Below are 15793 nucleotides of genomic sequence, written 5' to 3' on the forward strand. Positions count from 1 at the left end.
TGCCTGCCACCCTTCGCGGGCGGCACCTGCCGGCGCGCTAGCCGTTGTCGCTGCCGGCGTACTCCGCCACCGGCACGCAGGAGCAGAACAGGTTGCGGTCGCCGTACACGTTGTCCACGCGGCCCACCGGCGACCAGTACTTGCCCTGCTTCAGGGCCTGCAGCGGGAAGGCGGCCAGCTCGCGCGAATAGGCGTGGGTCCACTCGGCCGTCATCAGGGTAGCGGCGGTGTGCGGCGCGTTCTTCAGCGGGTTGTCGTCCTTGGACCAGACGCCTTCCTCGACGCGGCGGATCTCGCCGCGGATGGCGATCATGGCGTCGATGAAGCGGTCCAGCTCGGCCAGCGGCTCGCTCTCGGTGGGCTCCACCATCAGCGTGCCGGCCACCGGGAAGCTCAGCGTGGGCGCGTGGAAGCCGTAGTCGATCAGGCGCTTGGCCACGTCTTCGGCGCTCACGCCGCTGCTGTCCTTGAGCGGGCGCAGGTCCAGGATGCACTCGTGCGCCACGTGGCCGTTGGGGCTGGCGTACAGCGTGGGGTAGTGCTCGGCCAGGCGCGCGCTGATGTAGTTGGCGCTGAGGATGGCAACCTCGGTCGCGGACTTCAGGCCCTGCTCGCCCATCATGCGGCAGTACATCCAGCTGATCGGCAGCACGGCCGCGTTGCCCAGCGGCGCCGCCGAGATGGCGCCCACGTGCGGCGCCTCGCCGGCCGTGGCATGGCCGGGCAGGTAGGGCACCAGGTCTTCCACCACGCACACCGGGCCCACGCCGGGACCGCCGCCGCCGTGCGGAATGCAAAAGGTCTTGTGCAGGTTCAGGTGGCTCACGTCGCCGCCGAATTCGCCGGGCGCGGCCACGCCCACCAGGGCGTTCATGTTGGCGCCGTCCACGTACACGCGGCCGCCGTGGGCATGCACGATCTCGCACAGCTCCTTCACGCGGGTCTCGAACACGCCGTGGGTGCTGGGGTAGGTGATCATCACGCAGGCCAGGTCGTCCTTGTGCGCCTCGCAGGCGCGGCGCAGGTCGTCGATGTCCACGTTGCCCTGCGCGTCGCAGGCGGTCACCACCACCTTCATGCCGGCCATCTGCGCGCTGGCCGGGTTGGTGCCGTGCGCGGAGGAGGGGATCAGGCAGACCTTGCGGTGGCCCTGGCCCTGGGCCTCGTGGAAGGCCATGATGGCCAGCAGGCCCGCGTACTCGCCCTGCGAGCCGGCGTTGGGCTGCAGGCTGATGTCGGCATAGCCGGTGGCCTCGCACAGCCAGGCGCGCAGCTGCGCATCGAGCTGCGCATAGCCCAGCAGCTGGTCGGCCGGCGCGAAGGGATGGATGTCGGCGAACTCCGGCCAGGTGATGGGGATCATCTCGCTGGTCGCGTTGAGCTTCATGGTGCAGCTGCCCAGCGGGATCATGCTGCGGTCCAGCGCCAGGTCCTTGTCCGACAGGCTGCGGATGTAGCGCAGCATGGCGGTCTCGCTCTTGTGGGTGTTGAACACCGGGTGCGAGAGGTAGTCGCTGCTGCGGCGCAGCTCGGCGGGGATGCGCGAGGGCGCACTGGCCGCGGCATCGTCGAACGTGGGCGCGCTCTTGCCCGCGGGTGCGAACAGCGACCACAGCGCCTCGACGTCGGCGCGCGTGGTGGTCTCGTCGAAGGACACGCCCAGGTGCTGGCTGAGCTTGCGGCGCAGGTTGATGCCGCGCGCCAGCGCGGCCTGCACGACGCGGTCGGTGTCCTCGCCGGTCTTGACGGTCAGCGTGTCGAAGGAGGTGGCGTTCACCACCTTCAGGCCCATCAGCGCGATGCCCTGGGCGAACACGTCGGCCAGCAGCGCCACACGCTCGCCGATGCGGCGCAGGCCCTGCGGGCCGTGGTAGACGGCGTACATGCTGGCGATGACGGCCGGCAGCACCTGCGCGGTGCAGATGTTGGAGGTGGCCTTCTCGCGGCGGATGTGCTGCTCGCGCGTCTGCAGCGCCAGGCGGTAGGCCGGCTGGCCGTGCACGTCCACGCTCACGCCCACCAGGCGGCCGGGCAGCGAGCGCTTGAACTCGTCGCGGCAGGCCAGGTAGGCGGCGTGCGGGCCGCCGTTGCACAGCGGCATGCCGAAGCGCTGCGTGGTGCCGCAGACGATGTCGGCGTCCCACTCGCCCGGCGGCACGAGCACGGTCAAAGCCAGCAGGTCGGCCGCCACGCACAGGGCGGCGCCCTTGGCATGCGCGATGCCGGCCAGCGGCCGCAGGTCGTGCACGGCGCCGGTGGTGCCGGGGTACTGCGCCAGCGCGCCGAAGAATTCGCCGCCGGCCATCAGCTGCGGCAGGGGTTCGTTGAGGGTGCTCACGCGCACCTCGATGCCCAGCGGCGCGGCGCGCGTCTGCAACACCTCGATGGTCTGCGGGTGGCAGTCGCCAGAGACCAGGAAGACACGGCTCTTGCTCTTCACGCTGCGCATGGCCAGCGTCATGGCTTCGGCGGCGGCGGTGGCCTCGTCGAGCATGGACGCGTTGGCGATCGCCATGCCCGTCAGGTCGGTCACCATGGTCTGGAAGTTGACCAGCGCCTCCATTCGGCCCTGCGAGATCTCGGCCTGGTAGGGCGTGTAGGCGGTGTACCAGGCCGGGTTCTCCAGGATGTTGCGCAGGATCACGCCCGGCGTGTGGGTGCCGTAGTAGCCCTGGCCGATGAAGCTCCTGAACACCTTGTTTTTTCCGGCCAGCGCCTTCAGTTCGGCCAGCGCCTCGGCCTCGCTGGCCGGTGCCGGCAGGCGCATGGGGTGCGAGCGCCGGATGGCCGCGGGCACGATGCCGTCGATGAGCTCGGCGCGCGTCTTCGAGCCCACCACGCGCAGCATGGCGGCCTCGTCTTGCGCGCCGATGCCGATGTGGCGCGCGATGAACTCTTCGTGGTTCTCCAGGTCGCGCAGACGGGACGAGGCGTTTTGGTTGGAGCTATTGGGCGTCAGGGCGGGGGAAGACGACATGGCAGGCAGGCAGGTGTGACAGCAATGGAAAAGGGAGCAGGGGCGGCGCTCAGGCGTCGGCGGAGAATTTCTCGTAGCTGGTGGCGTCCATCAGCGGGTCGAGCTGGCTGGCGTCGGCCAGCTTGATCTTGAAGAACCAGCCGCCGGCCATCGGGTCGCTGTTCGCCAGCGAGGGATCGGCGCGCAGCGCCTCGTTCACCTCTGTGACTTCACCCGCGACGGGCATGTACACGTCGGCGGCGGCCTTCACCGACTCGACCACGCCGGCCACCTCGCCCTGGGCATAGCCCTGGCCGACTTCCGGCAGGTCGACGAAGACCACGTCGCCCAGCGCGTCCTGCGCATGCTGGGTGATGCCCACGGTGGCGATGCCGCCATCGACGGCAACCCATTCGTGGTCCTTGGTGTACTTGAGGCTCATGGTTGGCTCCGTGAAAGAAGTCGAAGTTGAAGAAGATGAAGAAGAGAGAGGGAATCTATCCGCGGTAGTAGCGGGTGGGAACGAAGGGCAGGGTGCTCACTTCCATCGGCACGGGCTTGCCGCGCACGATGGCCTGCACCCGGGTGCCCGGTTCGGAGAATGCCGTGGCGACGTAGCCCATGGCAATGGGCCGATCGGCGGTGGGGCCCAGAAGGCCGCTGGTCACCTGGCCGATGGGCTGGCCTTCGAAGGATTGCAGCTCGCAGCCTTCGCGCACCGGCACGCGGTCCAGCGCGACCAGGCCGACGCGGCGGCGCTTGAGCACCTGCTGGTCGACGTGGCCGGCCAGGTCGGCCGCCACAGCGAGTTGCGCAAGGATGGTGCCCGCGCCCGGGAAGCCGCCTTCGCGCGCACCGCCCTGGCGGCGCACCTTCTGGATCGCCCAGTTGAGCGAGGCTTCCACCGGCGTGGTGCGGGTGTCGATGTCGTTGCCGTACAGGCACAGGCCGGCTTCCAGGCGCAGCGAATTGCGCGCGCCCAGGCCGACGGGCTTGACCTCGGGCTCGGCCAGCAGCAGGCGGGCCAGCGCCTCGGCCTGGTCGGCGGCCACCGAGATCTCGAAGCCGTCTTCTCCGGTGTAGCCGCTGCGGGTGACGAAGGCCGGGATGCCGCCGATCTGCACCGCGCCGCCGGTCATGAACACGAAGCGCTCGATGCCGGGCGACAGTCGGGCCAGCACCGAAGCGGCCTGCGGGCCCTGCAGCGCCAGCAGCGCCTGCTCGGGCAGGGGCACGACCTTGCAGCGCTGGCCGATGCGCTCGCGGATGTAGGCCAGGTCGGCCGCCTTGCAGGCGCCGTTGACGATCACGAAGAGGGAGTCGTTCCCCTCGTTGAAGAACATCAGGTCGTCGAGGATGCCGCCCTCGTCGTCGAGCAGCAGGCCGTAGCGCTGCTTGCCGGGCGCCAGGCCGATCACGTCCACCGGCATGATGCTTTCGAAGGCGGCGGCGGCGTCGGGGCCCTGCAGGCGCAGCTGGCCCATGTGGGAGATGTCGAAGAGGCCGGCGGCCTCGCGGGTGTGCTTGTGCTCGGCCATCAGGCCGGCGGGGTACTGCACCGGCATGGAATAGCCGGCGAAGGGAACCATGCGCCCACCGAGCTCCAGGTGCAGGGCGTGCAGGGGCGTCTTCAGCAGGTCGTCGGATGCGGCGGTCAAGGCGCTTCTCCAAAAGGGGCAGTCGAATTCCATGGCTTGCGCCATGGGCCACCCCTGCTGTCCGCTTTACCTGAGAGATTCGCCCCACGATCGGGGTTTGCTCCTTCGGTGGGTGCCACGCTCACGAAGGGCGCCGCACCTCTCTCCAGCCGGGAAACGCCTTGCAAGAAAGCAGGGCGCCTTGTCAGTCCTTTTGCCTGAGCGTTCGGGCCGCGTGATCGCGGTCCTGCGCCTTCGGCGGCCTCGTCTGGCGAGGCTCTCTCCTGACCGCTGGAGTGTAAGGGATGCACGGGCCGACTATGCTGGCGCCACGGCCACTTCCGCAAAGAGCCCGCCATGGCGCAAGCACCGATCACGGACATGAATCCCACGGTCGCCGAGATGGAGGCGCGCGTCGCGCGTTTCCGTCGGTTGCAGCCGACCGCCGACTACGTGGACGCGGCCTTGCCCGGCTGCGAGCGCAGCACCTACCGGGTGCTGGGCGTGCCGCCCGGCGCGCCGCTGGCGGCCGAGGGCTTCCACCTGAACTTCGTGTGCTGCGGGCCGGGCAAGTCGGCGCCGCTGCACAACCACCTCACGCAGGAAGTCTTCGTGGCGCTCAGCGGCCTGTGGGAGGTGTTCTGGGGCCCCGAGGGCGAGCGCAAGGTGGTGCTGGAGCCCTGGGACACGATCAGCGTGCCGCCGGGCGTCTCGCGCGGTTTTCGCAACGCGGGCACCGAGGTCGCCTGCCTGATGGGCATGGCCAGCGGGCAGGACCCCGGGATGATCAACTGGCCGCCCTCGGTGCGCGAGGCCGCGGCGGCCGCGGGCGTCTCCCTGCCCTAGGCGCGCCGCGCGTCCCCTCAGAACTTCCAGGCCAGGGTGGCCCGAAGGCCGTGGTCCTTCACGCCGCTGCCGACCTGCCCGCTGTAGCTCACGCCCAGGTTCAGGTCGCGGGCCAGCGCCAGGCCAACCCCGGCCTCGATCACCGCGACGTCCTTGGCCAGCGGAACGCCTGCCACCGTGAAGGCGGACTGGCCGGCGAAGGCCAGGGCCGCCGTCGGCGACACGTCGCCGAAGGCATGGCGCCAGCCCACCATGCCGCGCAGCGTGAGCGGCATGCCGGCGGCGTCGACCTGTGTGGCGGCGCGCAGGCCCAGCGTGCTGAAGGTGGTGTTGCTGCTGCTGCTGTCCGCCCTGAGCGCCGCGGCGCCGCCGCTTTCGGTGAAGCCGTCGGTGCGCAGGTTCACGTGGGCCAGGCCAGCGAAAGGCTCCAGCGCCGCGCTGCCGGCATCGATGCGCCAGCCCAGCTCGCCGAAGGCCTGTGCCGTCTGCGCGTGGTAGCTCGCGGCCGGCTGCTCGGCCACGCCGGGAATGTTGACGCTGCGCTGCGTGTCGACGCTGCCATCGGACCAGCTGGCGCCCGCGCGCAGGCCGAGCGCGCCCCACTGGCGTCCGCCGTACACGCCCAGGTGGTAGGCATCGGTGGTGGCCGAGGAAACGGGGGTGTCCAGCTTCACGTCGCTGTGGCTGTAGCCGGCCAATGCGCCGACGCGCCAGTCCTCGGCCACGACGGTGTCGGCGCCGATGAACAGGCCGCTGATCGAGCGGTCGACGTTGGTGGCGTTGCCGTCGCCGTCGATGTCGGCGCGCGAGCCGAAGGCGCGGGCCCACACGCCGCGCGTCGCGGCCACGTCGGCCGGCGCGGCCACCGCACCAAGCGCCTGGCGCACGCGGTCCAGGCCGGCATCGCGCACGAAGCGGCTGTCCTCGATGGCGGTGGTCCTGAGCGAGGCATGCACTTCGCCGGAAAGCTGGTCGAAGGCCGCGCGGCTGGTGGGCGCGTCGAGCTGGACGATGGCGCTGTACAGCGGCTCGCCAGCCTTGTCCACGGCGTCCGCCGCCGCGCGCTGGTTCGGCGTGCCGGCCACCGATTCGAAGCTCACGTCGTTGCGCTGCAGGCGCAGCGCGACGCTCTGCCCGTCGTACGACAGCGTGGGGTCGAGGAAGGCCATGTTGGTCGTGACGCTTCCGAAGCTGCCGCTCACGCCACCGCCCGCCTCGAGGAGGGTGTAGCTGCTGACCGGGTTCCAGTTGCCGCTGGCCAGCACCGACACCGCGCCGCCCTGCAGCGCGACGCTGCCGCTGGCCTGGATCTTGTCGGCCTGGCCGCTGCCCTGCGCCTCCACCTGGTAGGTCGAGCCGGCGGCCAGCGTCAGGTTGCCGGCCACATGCAGCGTGCCGATCGAATTGCCCGGGGCCACGGTGGCGCCGGCCTGCACAAGCGTGTTGCCCACCGTGCCGTTGCCCTTGAGGGTCGTGCCGCCGGCCATGGTCAGCGAGCCGCCCAGCGCGCCGTTGACGGCGAGCGTGCCCTCGGCGACCTGCGTGCTGCCGGTGAAGGCGGCGCTGTTGCCGACGAGGTCGAGCGCGCCGGCGCCGCGCTTCACGAAGATGCCGCTGCCAGACATGGCGTTGGCCATGCTGGCAGTGGCCAGCTGGGTCAGCTCGAGCCTGCCGTTGTTGGCGATCGGGCCAGTGCCCAGGCTGCCGGCCGTGCCTGCCAGCGTGCCGGCGCTGATGACGGTGCCACCGCTGTAGCTGTTGCTGCCGGTGAGCGTGGTGGTGCCGCTGCCCATCTGCTCGACGCTGCCGCTGCCTGAGATCGTGCCCACGAAGGTCACGGCATCGCTGCGGTTGAAGGCGAGCCTGCCGTTGTCGATCACGTCGCCGGTGATGGCGCCGCTGGTGCCGCCGTCGCCGATCTGCAGCGTGCCGCCGGAGATGCGCGTGCCGCCGCTGTAGCTGTTGCTGCCGGTGAGGACCAGGCGGCCCTGGTCGGTCTTCTCCAGCTGCGCGGCACCGGTGAGGGCCGAGGCGATGGTCGCCGTCACGGGCGTGGCACTGCCATCGCCCACGCGGATGATCGACTGCGCCGCCGCGAGTTCGACCGGACCGCCTTGCAGCAGGTAGCCGTCGGTGGCGAACTGCATGCCGGTCACGGCGATCGCGCCCTGCGTGTTGTCGATCGTCACCGTGCCGGCGGCGGCCTGGAAGACCGCGAAGCCCGGCTGGGGCGTCATCGGCGCATTGAGCGCGCCCGAGGCGTCGGTCCAGCTGCCGCCCGTGGCGCTCCAGGTGCCGGTGCCGCCGTCGACGCGGTTGTTGTTGAGGTTCGACACGCTGCCGCCGTCCCAGAAGGCGAGCGCCTGACCGGCGGTGTTGACGAGATTGACCTGGTTGGCAATTGCCGTTTGCACCGTCACGGCGGAGCCGGCCGTCTGGCTGCCCACCTGCAGGCCGTTGTCGGTGAGCGCGCCGGTGTAGTTCATCAGCCGGTAGATGCCGGCGCCATAGCCGCCCATGTCGCTGACGTTCACCTGCCCGTCGAGCGTCAGGGCGCCGTTGACCTGGAAGAGGGCCATGCTGCCCGGCGTGCCGAGCGCGGCCTGGAGGGTCGATCCGCTGGCCAGCGACAGGGCGCCCATCTGCAGCGTCTGTCCCGCGCTGCCTTGCAGTGTGCCGCCGCTAGCCACCGTCACCGCCGCGCCGATCGTGCCCTGGCCGGCGAGCGTGCCGCCGTTGCCGACGCCGACCGCGCTGTTCGCGACGACGCCATCCACCCGCAGGGTGCCGGCCGACACGGTGGTGGCGCCGCTGTAGTTGCTGGTGCCGGCGAGCGTGGTGGTGCCTCCGCCGATCTGCCTCACGCTGCCGGTGCCGGTGATGGCGCCTGCAAAGGCGAGGTTGTCCGAGCGGTCGAAGACCAGGGTGCCGCCGTTGGCTACGTTGCCACTGACGGAGCCCGTGGTGCCGCCGTTGCCGAATTGCAGCGTGCCGGCCGTGATGGTGGTGCCGCCCGCATGGCTGCCGTTGCCCAGGAGCACCGTCGTGCCCGTGCCGGCCTGCACCACGCGGCCCGCGCCACTGATGTCGCCGGCGAAGACGAGTTCGTCGGCGCGGTTGAAGCTGAGCGTGCCGGCGTTGCTGACGTTGCCTGCGAGCGAGCCGCTGGTGCCGCCATTGCCCACTTGCAGCGTGCCTGCAGTGATGTCGATGCCGCCGCCATGGCTGTTGTCGCCCGTGAGGACCAGCGTGTTGGCGCCTTGCTTGATCAGATTGCCGCCGCCGGACACGTTGCCGCCGAAGGTGACGGTGTTGGACCGGTTGAAGGCCAGCGTGCCGTTGTTGACCACGTTGCCGGTGATCGAGCCGGTGGTGCCGCCGCTGCCCAGCTGCAGCGTGCCGGCGGAGATGGTGGTGCCGCCCTGGTAGTTTTCGGTGCCGGTCAGCACCAGCGTGCCTGCACCGGTCTTGCCGAGGGCGCCTGTGCCCGAGAGGTTGCCGCTTTCGGTCAGCGTGGTGCCGCTGTTGGTGTCGATGCTTCCGCCGCCGGCGCCCAGCGTGATGGGCCGGCTGGTGGTGAAGGTGGCCGTCGTTTGAAGCGCGCCGCCATCGAGCGTCAGCGTGCGGCCGCTGGCGCCGAGGTTGGCGTCGCGCGAGATGGCCAGCGTGCCGGCCGTCACTGCGGTGCCGCCGGTGTAGGTGTTGGTGCCGCTGAGTGTCGTGGTGCCGCTGCCGGCCTGGCGCACGCTGCCGGTGCCGGAGATGACGCCGGCAAGCGTCATCGCATTGGAGCGGTTGAAGGCCAGCACGCCGTTGTTCGTGACGTTGCCGGTGATGGAGCCCGCTGTGCCGCCATCGCCCAGTTGCAGCGTGCCGGCGGAGATCGTGGTGCCGCCGCTGTAGGTGTCCGTGCCGGCCAGCACCAGCGTGCCGGCGCCCAGCTTGGTGAGCCGGCCGCTGCCTGAGACCGTACCTCCGAGTGTCAGGCTGGTGCCCGCTGCGGTGTCGAAGCTGCCGCCGCCAGAGCCCAGGCTGACGAGCCGCGTGGCGGTGGTGGTGCCCGTGGTCTGCAGCGTGCTGCCGCCGCTCAGCGTGAGCGTGCCGGCCGAGCCGCCCAGCGCCGCATCCGAGGCGATCGACACCGTGCCCGCCGAGATGTTGGTGCCGCCGGTGTGGCTGTTGCTGCCGGTGATGACGAGGGTGCCCGCGCCCAGCTTGTTCAGCCTGCCGGTGCCCGACACGGTGCCGGCCAGCGCCAGCGTGCTGCCCGCACCGGTGTTGACGCCGCCTGCCGTGCCGGTGAGCGAGACGGCGCGGTTGGCGACGATGGCGCCGCTGGTCAGCAGGGTGCCGCCGTTGAAGGCGAGCGCGCCGGCGCCGTTGCCCAGGTTCGCGTCCGAGCCGATCGACACCGTGCCGGCAGACAACGTGGTGCCGCCCGCGTAGTTGTTGCTGCCATTGAGGACCAGCGTGCCGGTCCCGATCTTGGCCAGGCCGCCCGCGCCCGAGACGGTGCCATCGAGCGTCAGCGTGGTGCCGGTGGCCGTATTGACGCTGCCGTTGCCGGCGCCAAGCGTGACTGCGCGGCTCGATGCAAAGCTGGCCGTATTGAGCAGCGTGCCGCCGCCCAGCGTGAGCGAGCCGGTGCTGGCGCCCAGGCTGGCGTCCGAGGCGACCGACAGGGTGCCGGCCGACACGGTGGTGCCACCTTCGTAGGTCTTCGCTCCCGCCAGCACCAGCGTGCCGGCGCCCGTCTTCTGCAGGCCGCCCAGGCCCTGGACGGTGCCGCCCAGTGTCAGCGTGGTGCCGCTGTTGGTGTTGAGGGTCCCACCGCCGTTGCCGAGCAGCAGGGTGCGGTTGGTCGCGAAGGTGCCCGTGGTCTGCAGTGCAGCGTTGTTGTCGAGCAGGACGCCGCCGTTCCCGTTGCCCAGGTTCGAGTCGCGCGACACGGCCAGCGTGCCGCCCGTGACCGCGGTGCCGCCCACGTAGGTGTTGGCGGCATTGCTCAGGGTGAGCGTGCCTGCGCCCGTCTTGGTCAGCGCCCCGGGGCCCGAGACCACGCCGCTGAGCGTCACGGCGCCGGTGGTGGCATTGATGGTGCCGTTGCCGCTGCCCAGCGAGACGGTGCGGCTGGCGCTGAAGCTGGCGGTGGTCTGCAGCGTGCCGCCGTCGAGCGTGAGGCCGCCGGCGTTGCCGCCCAGGTTCGCGTTGGTGGCGACCGACAGGGTGCCGGCCGTCACCGTGGTGCCGCCGGAGTAGCTGTTGTTGCCCGAGAGCGTGGTGGTGCCGCTGCCGACCTGGCGCACGCTGCCGGTGCCGGAGACGGCACCCGCGACGGTCAGCGCATCGGACCGGTTCATCGCCAGTGCGCCGTTGTTCGTGACGTTGCCGGTGATCGAGCCACTGGTGCCGCCGTCGCCCAATTGCAGCGTGCCGGCGGAGATCGTGGTGCCGCCGGTGTAGGTGTCCGTGCCGGTCAGCACCAGCGTGCCCGTGCCCAGCTTGGTCAGCCGGCCCGCCCCCGACACGGTGCCGCCCAGCGTGAGCGTGGTGCCGGTGGCGGTGCTGAAATTGCCGCCGCCCGTGCCGATGCTCACGTTGCGGGTGGAGCTGGTGCTGGCAGTGGTCAGCAGCGTGCCGCCGCCGCTGATGGCGAGTGCACCCGCCGCGCTGCCCAGGCTCGCATCGGAGGCGATGGACAGGGTGCCGGCCGTGATGGACCAGGGCGTCAGGTCCGCCGTGGTGCCGGTGAGCGTCCAGGTCGAGCTGCCCGACTTCACGAAGCCAGCGAAGTTGCGGTACTGCGCGCCGGCGCCGATGGCACTGGCGTCGAAGTTGCCGGCTGCCGTTCCGCCGAGGATCAGGCGGTCGGTGCCCCCCGCGGTTGCCACCACGTTGCCCGTGATGACCGAGGTGCCTTCCAGCGACAGCGTGTTGGTGCCGCCACCGTTGAACCTGATGGCGTCGCCGGCCGCGCCGGCGCCCGAGTTGCCCGCCGTGATGGTGCCGATGTTGAGCACCGTGGCGCCGCCGCCGGCCACGATGGCCGTGCCGCCCGCGCCCGCTGCGCCGGTCGCCCCGCCTTGCGACGACGCGCCCGCGGCGCCGCCGTTGCCGCCGGCGATCGTGCCGCGGTTCGTGAGCGTGCGCACGCCGGAGAACTGGATGCCCGTGCCGCCATCGCCGCCGTTGCCGCCCGAACCCTGGGTGGCCGTGCCGCCGTTGCCGCCGTCGCCACCGCGCACCGAGGCGCCCGCGTTGACCGTGACGGCGCCGGTGGCGCCCGTCAGGAGCACCCCGATACCGCCCTGGCCGCCACCGCCCGCGCCACCCCAGCCCCAGCCGCCGGGTGAGACCGCCTTGCCTGCGGCACCGCCGTCGCCGCCGCGCCCGCCTGCCACGCTGCTGCCGATGGTGAGCGAGCCGGTGCTCGAACTCGCGATGCCTGCGCCGCCGCCTCCGCCGCCACCGCCACCGCCGTCGATGTAGCCGGCCACGGCGGTGGACGCTTCGGCGCCGGCCACGCCGTTGCCGCCGGTGGTCACTGCCGTGATCGTGGTGTTGCCGCTGGTGATGCGCCGGAATGTCGTGCCCCCCGCACCGCCGGCCGCGGCCGGTGCGGTGCCGCCGCCATTGCCGCCCGCGGCGCCGTCGCCGTTGGCCAGCATGCCGCCGCCACCGCCCCCGCTGCCCAGGGTGTAGCCGTCGAGGGACGCGGTGCTTCCCGTGCCGCCGACCGGCTGCGCGGCCGTGCCGCCGACGCCTGCCACGCCGTTGCCCTGGTAGCCACTGCCGCCCGCACCGCCGTCGGCCCGGGCGCCGGTGGTCCCCAGGGCCGCCAGGGCCGTCAACGCCAGCAGGCAGGCCGTGGCCAGGGCTGATCGCGCCGGCATCGAGGCCACCGCGCTGGCGGAACCGTCCGCGCCGGGCCGCGCCGCGGAAGCCACCTCTGACACGGCCTGGCAGACGCCCTTGGCGCGGTTGAAGACGATGCGGTGGATGCGATTCATTCGTTGCGACCCAATTGAAAACAAAGTGATGACATTGTTAACAATTTAGTTACAACTAAGGCGTGTCCGCCGCAGGATCAACCCGGAGAAAACGAGAAAAAAGCACTCATTTGGGGAAGAGCAACGGGGTGCCGGGGCGCGTTCACCACACCGAGTGCGCACCGCGCACGGCGGCGGTCACGGATTCCGGGACGAATCAGGGCCGGCGGCCGGGCTGGACCTGCCGGTCGAGCTGGGCGCGCACGTAGTCCACGTGCTGGCGCAGCGTGTAGACGCGGTCGGAGATCTCCAGCGGGAACTTGGTCCTGACGATCTCGTTCTCGATGCGGTCCAGCTGCTGGTGAGCGCGGACCAGTTCGTCCGCGCCCATTTGCCGCGAGGCCAGATCCAGTTCCAGGTACTTCAGTTCGCCGTAGCGGCGGTACAGCCGGCTCTGGCGGCGCCAGTTCAGCAGGGCCGGCAGTACGCGCATCAGAGGCACCAGGATGGCCGCCAGCGGCACCAGCCACAGCAGCAGCCGCTGGACGTAGATCGCCACCCAGAAGGGCAGGTAGTTCTGCAGGAAGGGCTGGCCGTGCTTGAAGAAGCGCTCGGCCTGTTCCGACAGCGGGTAGTCGGTGTCGCTCGGGCTGGGGAACTCACCCGGGCGGCGGATCAGGGTGGGCTGCGAATGCACCTGCTTGGCCGCTTCCAGCAGCAGGTAGGCCAGGGCGGGGTGAAGCTCGTCGCGCACCACCAGGTTGGCGGTGGTGGCCAGCAGGTGCACGTCGGCCGGTGGCAGGTTGCGCGCCGGGTCCACCGCGCCGCGGCGCAGCACGATCGACTGGAAGTAGGGATGGCGCTGCGCCAGGCCCTCGACCTGGTCCAGCGAGGCCAGGCGCAGGCGCCCATCGTTGAGCAGCTGCTGCACCGCCGGTGCCTGCGAGGCCGCGATCATGATCACCGCGTCCACCTGGTGCTCCAGCAGCAGCTTGGCCGCGGCCGTGCCGCCTTCCCTGACGAACTGGGTGCCGTCCTTGTCCGCGCGCACGTTGAAGCTGGAGAGCAGTTGCTGGGCCACGCGCTCGTTGCCGCTGCCCGGCACGCCGACGGCGATGCGCTTGCCCGCCAGCGCGCCCAGACCCCTGGACACGTCCAGGGTGTGGGTGAAGATCCAGACCGGCTCGAAGGCCACCGTGGCCAGCGCGCGCAGCGGGGTGGAATCGGGCGTGGCTTCCGGGTCGGTGGCCAGGATGCCCGTGCCGCCCTGCACGAAGCCGACCGACGCGGTGCCGGCATTGAGCCGCTCGATGTTCTCCATGCCGCCGCTGGAAGGCAGCAGCTCCAGCCGGATGCCGCTGGCGCGCAGGATCTCCTGGTAGCGCAGGCCGAAGCGGTGGTAGGCGCCGTCGGTGGCGCCGGTGCTCATGACCAGGGTGCGCGGCGGCGCCGGGCTGACATAGCGCACCGCAAGCCACAGCAGGCCCGCCAGCACGACGATGAGCAAGGCCCACCATGCCAGGCGCCGGCCGGTGGGCAGGTGCAGCTCGGGCAGCGTCATCGGGCGGGAACGGGCCCTGCGCCGGGCTTACATGCCCACGTAGTTGGGGCCGCCGCCGCCCTCGGGCGTGACCCACACGATGTTCTGCGTCGGGTCCTTGATGTCGCAGGTCTTGCAGTGCACGCAGTTCTGCGCGTTGATCTGCAGGCGTTCCTTGCCGGCGTTGGCTTCGTCGGGCACGAACTCGTACACGCCGGCCGGGCAGTAGCGCTGCTCGGGGCCGGCGTACTGCGGCAGGTTGATGCGCGTGGGAACCGTCGGGTCCTTCAGCGTCAGGTGGGCCGGCTGGTTCTCTTCGTGGTTGGTGTTGCTGATGAACACCGAGGAGAGGCGGTCGAAGGTGAGCTTGCCGTCCGGCTTGGGATAGGCAATCTTCTTCGATTCGGCTGCAGGCTTGAGGCGCACGTTGTCGGGCTCGGCGCGGTGGATGGTCCACGGCACGTGGCCGCGCAGCAGGAACTGCTCGATGCCGGTCATGAGCGTGCCTACCGTCAGGCCCTTCTTGAACCACTGCTTGAAGTTGCGCGCCTTGTGCAGCTCCGTGCGCAGCCAGCTCTTCTCGAAGGCCTCGGGGTAGGCGGCGAGCTCGTCGTGCGAGCGGCCGGCCATGACGGCGTCGTAGGCGGCATCGGCGGCCATCATGCCGGTCTTGATGGCGGCATGGCTGCCCTTGATGCGGCTGGCATTGAGGTAGCCGGCGTCGCAGCCCACCAGGGCGCCGCCCGGGAACACCGTCTTGGGCAGCGAGAGCAGGCCGCCGGCCGTGATGGCGCGCGCGCCGTAGCTCAGGCGCTTGGCGGGCTTCAGGCCCTTGTCCTGGCCCTCGAAGTACCAGCGGATGTTGGGGTGCGTCTTGAAGCGCTGGAACTCCTCGAAGGGGCTCAGGTGCGGGTTCTGGTAGTCCAGGCCCACCACGAAGCCGACCACGACCTTGTTGTCTTCCGCGTGATAGAGGAAGGAACCGCCGTAGGTGTCCGAGGGCAGGGGCCAGCCGGAGGTGTGCACCGCCAGGCCGGGCTGGTGGCGCGCGGGGTCGATCTCCCACAGCTCCTTGATGCCGATGCCGTAGCTTTGCGGGTCCTTGCCGTCGGCCAGCTTGAACTTGTCGATCAGCTGGCGGCCCAGGTGGCCGCGGGCGCCCTCGGCGAAGATGGTGTACTTGCCGTGCAGCTCCATGCCGAGCTGGAAGTTCTCGGTGGGCTCGCCGTCCTTGCCGATGCCCATGTTGCCGGTGGCCACGCCCTTGACGGCGCCCTTCTCGTCGTAGAGCACTTCGGCGGCGGCGAAGCCGGGGAAGATCTCCACGCCCAGGCCCTCGGCCTGCTGGGCCAGCCACTTGACCACGTTGCCCAGGCTGACGATGTAGTTGCCCTCGTTGTGGAAGTTGTGGGGCAGCATGAAGTTCGGAACGCGCGTGCCGCCGGTCTCGGACAGCATCAGGAAGGCGTCTTCGGTCACGGGCTGGTTCAGCGGCGCGCCCTGCTCGCGCCAGTCGGGCAGCAGCTCGTTGAGGGCGATCGGGTCCATGATGGCGCCCGACAGGATGTGCGCGCCGGGCTCCGAGCCCTTCTCGAGCACCACCACGGAGATTTCCTTGCCATGGTGCGCGGCCTGCTGCTTGAGGCGGATGGCGGTCGCGAGGCCGCCGGGGCCCCCGCCGACGACAACCACGTCGTATTCCATCGCTTCGCGCGGGCCGAATTGGGCAAGGATCTCTTCTTGTGTCATGGGGTCTGGCTCAGTGTGGTTATCTCGGACGTGCGCCGGCGCACAGCCCACAATTCTATTGCCCCCCGATGGGGGC

7 protein-coding genes and 2 riboswitches are annotated in these 15793 nt (G+C 70.8%); of the genes, 1 reads left to right on the forward strand and 6 read right to left on the reverse strand.

Annotation, left to right across the window (positions count from 1 at the left end):
- Positions 1-37: 37 nt before the first annotated feature.
- Genes gcvP through gcvT form a run of 3 tightly spaced genes read right to left on the reverse strand, consistent with a single transcriptional unit; the run spans position 38 to position 4647 of the window.
- On the reverse strand, positions 38-2977 hold the full coding sequence (gcvP, locus tag BM345_RS26885) for an aminomethyl-transferring glycine dehydrogenase (RefSeq protein WP_093386143.1): 2940 nt from the start codon (positions 2975-2977) through the stop codon (positions 38-40).
- A gap of 49 nt (positions 2978-3026) precedes the next feature.
- On the reverse strand, positions 3027-3398 hold the full coding sequence (gene gcvH, locus BM345_RS26890) for a glycine cleavage system protein GcvH (protein ID WP_093386145.1): 372 nt from the start codon (positions 3396-3398) through the stop codon (positions 3027-3029).
- 55 nt (positions 3399-3453) lie between these two features.
- On the reverse strand, positions 3454-4647 hold the full coding sequence (gene gcvT / locus BM345_RS26895; protein WP_093386247.1) for a glycine cleavage system aminomethyltransferase GcvT: 1194 nt from the start codon (positions 4645-4647) through the stop codon (positions 3454-3456).
- 14 nt (positions 4648-4661) lie between these two features.
- Positions 4662-4773: riboswitch (glycine riboswitch) on the reverse strand.
- 20 nt (positions 4774-4793) lie between these two features.
- Positions 4794-4890, reverse strand: a riboswitch (glycine riboswitch).
- 60 nt (positions 4891-4950) lie between these two features.
- Here gcvT and BM345_RS26900 point away from each other — a divergent pair.
- Positions 4951-5439, forward strand: coding sequence for a cupin domain-containing protein (locus BM345_RS26900; RefSeq protein ID WP_093386148.1), 489 nt, complete (start codon positions 4951-4953; stop codon positions 5437-5439).
- Positions 5440-5456: 17 nt separating this feature from the next.
- Here BM345_RS26900 and BM345_RS26905 read toward each other — a convergent pair whose 3' ends face one another.
- From BM345_RS26905 to BM345_RS26915, 3 genes are all read right to left on the reverse strand, one after another.
- A complete protein-coding gene (locus BM345_RS26905) occupies positions 5457-12449 on the reverse strand; it encodes an autotransporter-associated beta strand repeat-containing protein (RefSeq protein WP_093386151.1) in 6993 nt (2330 codons plus the stop codon).
- A gap of 196 nt (positions 12450-12645) precedes the next feature.
- On the reverse strand, positions 12646-13989 hold the full coding sequence (locus BM345_RS26910) for a TAXI family TRAP transporter solute-binding subunit (RefSeq protein ID WP_093386153.1): 1344 nt from the start codon (positions 13987-13989) through the stop codon (positions 12646-12648).
- A gap of 27 nt (positions 13990-14016) precedes the next feature.
- Positions 14017-15717 carry an electron transfer flavoprotein-ubiquinone oxidoreductase gene (locus BM345_RS26915; RefSeq protein WP_093386156.1) on the reverse strand — a complete coding sequence of 567 codons (1701 nt, stop codon included), beginning with the start codon at positions 15715-15717 and terminating at the stop codon, positions 14017-14019.
- Positions 15718-15793 lie beyond the last annotated feature (76 nt).

Origin of the sequence: Variovorax sp. OV329, assembly GCF_900114785.1 — a bacterium.
In the GTDB taxonomy this organism is placed as follows: domain Bacteria; phylum Pseudomonadota; class Gammaproteobacteria; order Burkholderiales; family Burkholderiaceae_C; genus Variovorax.

Bases quoted from the DNA above. Each gene is read 5' to 3' on its own strand.
- gcvH (WP_093386145.1), bottom strand. From the start codon at position 3,398: ATGAGCCTCAAGTACACCAAGGACCACGAATGGGTTGCCGTCGATGGC.
- BM345_RS26905 (WP_093386151.1), bottom strand. From the start codon at position 12,449: ATGAATCGCATCCACCGCATCGTCTTCAACCGCGCCAAGGGCGTCTGC.
- BM345_RS26900 (WP_093386148.1), top strand. From the start codon at position 4,951: ATGGCGCAAGCACCGATCACGGACATGAATCCCACGGTCGCCGAGATG.
- gcvP (WP_093386143.1), bottom strand. From the start codon at position 2,977: ATGTCGTCTTCCCCCGCCCTGACGCCCAATAGCTCCAACCAAAACGCC.
- gcvT (WP_093386247.1), bottom strand. From the start codon at position 4,647: ATGGAATTCGACTGCCCCTTTTGGAGAAGCGCCTTGACCGCCGCATCC.
- BM345_RS26910 (WP_093386153.1), bottom strand. From the start codon at position 13,989: ATGACGCTGCCCGAGCTGCACCTGCCCACCGGCCGGCGCCTGGCATGG.
- BM345_RS26915 (WP_093386156.1), bottom strand. From the start codon at position 15,717: ATGACACAAGAAGAGATCCTTGCCCAATTCGGCCCGCGCGAAGCGATG.